We start from the raw sequence: 6,841 nt of genomic DNA, 5'->3' as shown, positions 1-6,841 counted from the left end.
CCCACAGTTGTGGGAAGGTTGGCCAGTTGGCGTACTTTGGCAGGTTGGCGCGGATTTCCGGGTTCTGCAGGATATCCACATAGRCAAACTTTTCACCACAGGCCATCACAGCCTGGGCGGCTTTCGCGGAGAACCCACACTGCGGGGCATTCGGCGAGCCTTTCATGTAAAGCAGAATGGTGTTGTTGGCAATCTGCTCTTTAATCGTTTCGATGATATCCATGGAGCACCTCGGCTGAACTTTCCGACTCAGTGGTCGGCACGGTGGCGCATTGTAACGGAAACCCGAGCGCCATGCTCGGCCTCCCCGACAGACATGTTCACGCCGCCGCCACGGTCACCGGCACGCCGTTCAATGCCGCATTGCCCGACAACTCATCGAGCTGACATTCGTCAGTCAGGTCATTGGCGCTGGAACCTGGCTGGCCACTGGCAATCGTCATCTGCACGCCCGGTCGCGCATGACCCCAACCGTGGGGCAGGCTGACCACTCCTTTCATCATATCGAGGCTGGCGACCACTTCAACCTCGATCACGCCGACCCGTGAACTGACGCGCACCCGCTGCCCATCGCTGAGCCCGCGGCTGGCCAGGTCGTCCGGGTGCATCAGCAGTTGATGGCGCGGCTTGCCCTTCACCAGGCGGTGAGAGTTGTGCATCCATGAGTTGTTGCTGCGCACATGGCGGCGACCGATCATCAGTAACTCATCGGCGGCTGGTGCTTGCAACGCCGCAAAGCGCGCCAGATCGGCGAGGATCTCCACAGGCGCCGCCTGGACGCGCTGATTGGCCGTCTTCAGACGAGGCGTCAAATTGGGCTTGAGCGCGCCGAGATCGATACCGTGAGGGTGATCGAACAAGGTCGCCAGCGACAGTTTGTGCCCTGAAGCATCGCCATACAGGCCCATCCGCAGCCCCCGGTCAATCATCTGCGCCGGCGCAATGGTCGGTTTCAGCTCCTTGCCGGTCTTCGCCGCAAAGGCCTTGGCCAGCCCCACGAAGATCTCCCAATCATGCAGCGCGCCTTGCGGCTTGGCGAGAATCGCCCGGTTGAAACGGGTGACGTTGCGCACCGCGAACATATTGAAGGTGGTGTCGTAATGATCGTTTTCCAGCGCCGAAGTCGACGGCAGGATCAGGTCGGCATAACGCGTGGTTTCATTGATGTACAGGTCGACGCTGACCATGAACTCCAGTCCGTCCAGCGCCTGCTCCAGCTGTCGGCCATTGGGCGTGGACAACACCGGATTACCCGCCACGGTGATCAGCGCACGGACCTGCCCTTCCCCTTCGGTGAGCATCTCTTCGGCCAGCGCCGACACCGGCAACTCGCCACCGTATTCAGGACGCCCGGACACGCGGCTTTGCCACAGGTTGAAATGGCCGCCCGATGTGGACGCCACCAGGTCCACCGCCGGCTCGGTGCACAACGCACCGCCGACACGATCAAGGTTGCCGGTCACCAGATTGATCAATTGCACCAGCCAATGGCACAAGGTGCCGAAGGCCTGGGTCGAGACGCCCATGCGGCCATAGCAGACCGCCGTCGGGGCTGCCGCGAAGTCCCGCGCCAGTTGACGGATCTGTTCGGCGGGGACTGCGCACAGCGGGCTCATGGCCTCGGCAGTGAAACCTGCGATCGCCTTACGCACTTCATCCAGCCCATCGACCGGCAAATGACTGTCGCGGGTCAGGCCTTCAGCGAATAACGTATTGAGCAGCCCGAACAACAGCGCCGCATCGCCGCCGGGGCGCACGAACAGATGCTGGTCGGCAATCGCCGCCGTTTCGCTGCGACGCGGATCGACCACCACCACTTTGCCACCCCGGGCCTGAATCGCCTTGAGGCGCTTCTCCACATCCGGCACGGTCATGATGCTGCCGTTGGAGGCCAGCGGATTACCGCCCAGGATCAACATGAAATCCGTGTGATCGATGTCCGGGATCGGCAACAGCAAGCCGTGGCCATACATCAAATGACTGGTCAGGTGATGGGGCAACTGATCGACCGACGTCGCGGAAAACCGGTTACGGGTTTTCAACAGGCCGAGGAAGTAATTGCTGTGGGTCATCAACCCGTAGTTGTGCACGCTGGGGTTGCCCTGATAGACCGCCACCGCGTTCTGCCCGTGACGCTCCTGAATCGCCGCCAGGCGTTCGGCTACAAGGCTGAATGCATCTTCCCACTCGATAGGCTGCCACTCGCTACCCACTCGCTGCATCGGCTGACGCAGGCGATCCGGGTCGTTCTGAATGTCTTGCAGGGCCACCGCCTTGGGGCAGATATGCCCACGGCTGAAGCTGTCCTGAGGGTCGCCCTTGATCGAGGTGATCTGCACGCCGCTGCCTTCGACCTCGGTGGTTTCGATGGTCAGGCCGCAGATGGCTTCACACAGGTGGCACGCACGGTGATGGAGAGTCTTGGTCATGGCCAGTCTCTGTTTTGTTCTGGGCGGGCAATGTCGGCCGCGGGAACAAAACTATGGCGCGTGACTTGCCACCGCGCCAGCGACGTTCGTCTTGTGAATCGACGACCATCAGGCCGGCCGATGGCAGCAAGGAGATCAGTTCGGCGGCAGACTCGGCGGCGCCTGCAGCTGGATTTCCTCGATGGTTTCGATCTGCTCGTGGGCGACGTGCACGCCGGTGAGCTCGCCGATCAGCCGCCAATGCTCGTCGAGCCCGGCACTGATGGTGGCCATGCGGTCGATCATGCGCCGGCCAGCCGCCTTGGTGACTTCGTCTTCACTGCGTAACAACTCGAAAGACATCGAGGTCATGGAAGCAGTGAGGTGGGTCAGAGAGCGAGCCGTAAGGCCGAGTAGCTCCATCAATAACTGTTCTTTCGATTCCATTCCTGAGGCTTCCTGCGTCGCTCGTGCTTTAGTTATAACCCAGCACTTTGCATTAGCAAATGTTTCAGACCAGACACATTGCCCGCCAAAGGCTCGAATGACAGGTCAAAAACCGACTGCCAATCTGTCGCCCGCGCCCTGTCTGATTGCCAAGCCCCGCGAGCCCAGTGTACAAATGCTCAGCTGCTGTCAGGAAACAGGCTTCAAAAGCGCTACCTCAGTCACCCCGTAGCCTCTCTGAAATCCTCTAAACACCGTAGCCTATTGGAAAAACGCGACATTTAATGTCAATATCGCGCCTTCCCCTATTTCGTCGCCCCGTGCGGCTTACGCCGCAGGTCTCGCCCGTTTTTCAGTTAAACAAGGCTTTGAGTATCTGCGGTCTGTTGCAAAAAGGTAGTCAATGATGAGCGCAAGGCACTTTCTCTCCCTGATGGATTGCACGCCCGAAGAGCTGGTCAGCGTGATCCGTCGAGGCGTTGAGCTCAAGGACCTGCGTAACCGCGGCGTACTGTTCGAGCCTTTGAAAAACCGCGTCCTGGGGATGATTTTCGAGAAGTCCTCGACCCGTACCCGTATTTCGTTCGAAGCCGGCATGATCCAGCTCGGTGGCCAGGCGATCTTCCTGTCGCCGCGCGACACTCAGCTGGGCCGTGGCGAACCGATCGGCGACGCCGCCATTGTGATGTCGAGCATGCTCGATGCAGTGATGATCCGTACGTTTTCGCACAGCACCCTGACCGAATTCGCCGCCAATTCGCGAGTCCCGCTGATCAACGGCCTGTCCGATGACCTGCACCCGTGCCAGTTGCTGGCCGACATGCAAACCTTCCTCGAACATCGCGGTTCGATCCAAGGCAAGACCGTGGCCTGGATCGGCGACGGCAACAACATGTGCAACAGCTATATAGAAGCGGCGATCCAGTTCGACTTCCAGTTGCGCATCGCCTGCCCGGAGGGTTACGAACCCAACCCTGAATTCGTGGCCAAGGCCGGCGATCGGGTAAGCATCGTCCGCGATCCTCGGGAAGCCGTGCGCGGCGCGCATCTGGTGAGCACCGACGTCTGGACCTCCATGGGCCAGGAAGAGGAAACCGCCAAGCGCCTGAAGCTGTTCGCACCGTTCCAGGTCAACCGGGCGCTGCTCGACCTGGCCGCACCGGACGTGCTGTTCATGCATTGCCTGCCGGCCCACCGTGGCGAGGAAATCAGCCTCGACCTGCTCGACGACCCGCGTTCGGTGGCATGGGATCAAGCCGAAAACCGTCTGCATGCACAAAAGGCCCTGCTCGAGTTTCTCGTCCCACCTTCGTACCATCACGCATGAGCCAGCCATTACTGCTGAACCTGCGCAATCTGGCCTGTGGTTATCAAAACCAGCGGGTTGTGCAGAACCTCAACCTGCATTTGAATGCCGGCGATATCGGTTGCCTGCTGGGCTCTTCGGGCTGCGGCAAAACCACCACCCTGCGGGCCATTGCCGGTTTCGAACCGGTGCACGAGGGTGAGATCCAGTTGGCGGGCGAGACCATCTCCAGCGCCGGCTTCACCCTCGCCCCGGAGAAACGCCGGATCGGCATGGTGTTCCAGGATTACGCGCTGTTTCCGCATTTGAGCGTGGCCGAGAACATCGCCTTCGGGATCCGCAGGCATCCGCAAAAGGATCGTGTCACCGAAGAACTGCTCGAACTGGTCAACCTGAAAAACCTCGGCAAGCGCTTTCCCCATGAACTGTCCGGTGGCCAGCAGCAGCGGGTTGCACTGGCCCGCGCCCTGGCGCCGGAACCGCAACTGTTGTTGCTCGACGAACCGTTCTCCAACCTCGATGGTGAGTTGCGACGCAAGCTCAGCCATGAAGTACGCGACATCCTCAAGGCTCGCGGCACCAGTGCGATTCTGGTGACCCACGACCAGGAAGAAGCTTTCGCGGTCAGCGACCATGTCGGCGTTTTCAAGGAAGGTCGCCTTGAACAATGGGATACCCCCTACAACCTCTATCACGAACCGCTGACACCGTATGTGGCCAGCTTCATTGGCCAGGGTTACTTCATTCGCGGTCAGTTGAGCAGCCCGGAGTCGGTGCAGACCGAATTGGGTGAATTGCGCGGCAACCGTGCCTACACCTGGCCGATCGGTGGCGCCGTGGACGTATTGCTGCGTCCGGACGACATCGTCTATGCACCGTCCAGCCCACTGAGGGCGCAGATTGTCGGCAAGAGCTTCCAGGGTGCCTCAACGCTGTACCGCTTGCAGTTGCCTACGGGCGCACAGCTGGAGTCGATTTTCCCAAGTCATGCCGATCATCTGGTCGGTGCTGAAGTCGGCATTCGGGTAGCGGCGGAACACCTGGTACTGTTCCAGGCCTCCGGCAGTACAGCGGCGCAGATTCCGACGATCGAGTCCGGGGTTCGGCGCTACGGCGCCGCCAGCTGAACAACGCGGACATAGGTGGGAGCTCGCTCCCATCTATTGGATTTTCGTTTAACCCAGCATTAGCGTTCCGCTCGCGACCAGCGTCGCATTCCCGCCAATACTCACCCGATCCCCTTCCAGCTGACAAAWCAACTCCCCACCCCGCGCCGAGCACTGATAAGCCGTCAGACTCGACTTGCTCAAGCGTTTCGACCAGTACGGAATCAGGCTGCAATGGGTTGAACCGGTCACCGGGTCTTCGTTGATGCCGATCGCCGGGGCAAAGTAGCGCGACACAAAGTCATGCTTGCTGCCTTTGGCTGTCACGATGGCGCCCGGCCATGGCAATTTCGCCAGGGCAATCATGTCTGGCTGACAATCGAGCACCGCCTGCTCGGACTCCAGCACCACGAACAATTCGTTCGAGCCCAGCACATCGACCGCCTCGACGCCCAAGGCGCGCTCGACATCCAGGGTCACGCCCACTTCCGACGGCACGACTGCCGGGAAATCCAGCCACAAGCGCCCACCCTCTCGGGTGACACTCAACGGGCCGGACTTGCAGATGAAGTCCAGTCGCTCGACCGGTTCTTTATAGAGTTCAAACAGTACGTAGGCACTGGCCAGGGTCGCATGACCGCATAACGGGACTTCGGTGGTCGGAGTAAACCAGCGAATGCGCCAGACAGCACCCTCACGCACCAGGAACGCGGTTTCGGCGAGGTTATGTTCGGCGGCGATTTTTTGCATCAACTCATCGTCAAGCCAGGCATCGAGCCGGTACACCATCGCCGGGTTACCACTGAACGGCCGATCACTGAACGCATCGATCTGATGAAACTCAAGCTGCATGGCACTTCTCCCTTTCTTCAGGTCGCCGAGCATGAAGCCCGGCATAGCCCTTCACCAGTGACAGAACGAACCAATTTCCACCATACAGCGCCGGGTTGTTAGCCCAAGACCTTCTGCTCAGGCTCGACCGATATCGGCGAACTTCGCCTGGGTGTGTTCGGCCAACACGGCAGGCGCCAGTTCGACTTCCAGACCGCGCCGCCCGGCGCTGACGAAGATACTGGAAAACGGCTGGGCCGAATGATCGATAAACGTGCGCAGGCGCTTCTTCTGCCCGAGCGGGCTGATACCGCCCAACAGATACCCCGTCGAACGCTGCGCAGCGGCTGGATCGGCCATTTCGACTTTTTTCACGCCTGCGGCCTGTGCCAGCGCCTTCAAGTCCAGACTTCCGACGACCGGCACCACCGCCACCAATAACTCCCCCTTCTCGCTGGCCGCCAGCAATGTCTTGAACACCTGCGCGGGGTCCAGGCCCAGTTTTTCCGCGGCCTCCAGACCATAGGACGCTGCCTTCGGATCATGTTCGTAACTGTGCACACGATGTTCGGCACGAACTTTTTTCAACAAATCCAATGCGGGGGTCATGACAGCTCCAGACTTGGCGGCAGAAGAAAAATACTGCGCAGGATTCTAGGTCATTGATCGATAAAAGGCTCTATTGCGCTGCTATTTCCAGAGCCTGGCCGGGCTTTCGGTCGTTCGTCCACACGCTTCTCGCC

The 6,841-nt window shown here is 60.1% G+C and carries 7 protein-coding genes; 2 read left to right on the top strand and 5 right to left on the bottom strand.

Annotated elements, in window-relative coordinates:
• The 3 genes from AC1DLB_RS16955 to AC1DLB_RS16945 form a co-directional block, all read right to left on the bottom strand.
• Positions 1 to 223, bottom strand: a 223-nt coding sequence (locus tag AC1DLB_RS16955) for a glutaredoxin family protein (protein WP_477785318.1), incomplete at its 3' end; no start/stop codon positions are given.
• Positions 224 to 320: 97 nt separating this feature from the next.
• Positions 321 to 2,429: a molybdopterin oxidoreductase family protein gene (locus tag AC1DLB_RS16950; RefSeq protein WP_477744527.1), complete on the bottom strand. Its 2,109-nt coding sequence runs from the start codon at positions 2,427 to 2,429 to the stop codon at positions 321 to 323.
• Between the two features lie 135 nt (positions 2,430 to 2,564).
• On the bottom strand, positions 2,565 to 2,855 hold the full coding sequence (locus tag AC1DLB_RS16945; RefSeq protein ID WP_018926610.1) for a hypothetical protein: 291 nt from the start codon (positions 2,853 to 2,855) through the stop codon (positions 2,565 to 2,567).
• A gap of 406 nt (positions 2,856 to 3,261) precedes the next feature.
• Here AC1DLB_RS16945 and argF point away from each other — a divergent pair, with 406 nt between their 5' ends.
• A complete protein-coding gene (gene argF / locus AC1DLB_RS16940) occupies positions 3,262 to 4,182 on the top strand; it encodes an ornithine carbamoyltransferase (protein ID WP_026286458.1) in 921 nt (306 codons plus the stop codon).
• Complete coding sequence (locus AC1DLB_RS16935; RefSeq protein WP_477744526.1) at positions 4,179 to 5,288, top strand: ABC transporter ATP-binding protein; 1,110 nt, start codon at positions 4,179 to 4,181, stop codon at positions 5,286 to 5,288. Before argF ends, AC1DLB_RS16935 begins: the two co-directional genes overlap by 4 nt.
• A gap of 48 nt (positions 5,289 to 5,336) precedes the next feature.
• Here AC1DLB_RS16935 and AC1DLB_RS16930 read toward each other — a convergent pair whose 3' ends face one another.
• A complete protein-coding gene (locus tag AC1DLB_RS16930; RefSeq protein WP_477785317.1) occupies positions 5,337 to 6,119 on the bottom strand; it encodes a PhzF family phenazine biosynthesis protein in 783 nt (260 codons plus the stop codon).
• 117 nt (positions 6,120 to 6,236) lie between these two features.
• On the bottom strand, positions 6,237 to 6,707 hold the full coding sequence (ybaK, locus tag AC1DLB_RS16925; protein WP_007938929.1) for a Cys-tRNA(Pro) deacylase: 471 nt from the start codon (positions 6,705 to 6,707) through the stop codon (positions 6,237 to 6,239).
• Positions 6,708 to 6,841: the final 134 nt, after the last annotated feature.

It is taken from the genome of Pseudomonas sp. 05N434, from assembly GCF_056396965.1.
Note: the sequence above shows the minus strand (reverse complement) of the source record. Positions and strands in the feature narration are given on the sequence as shown.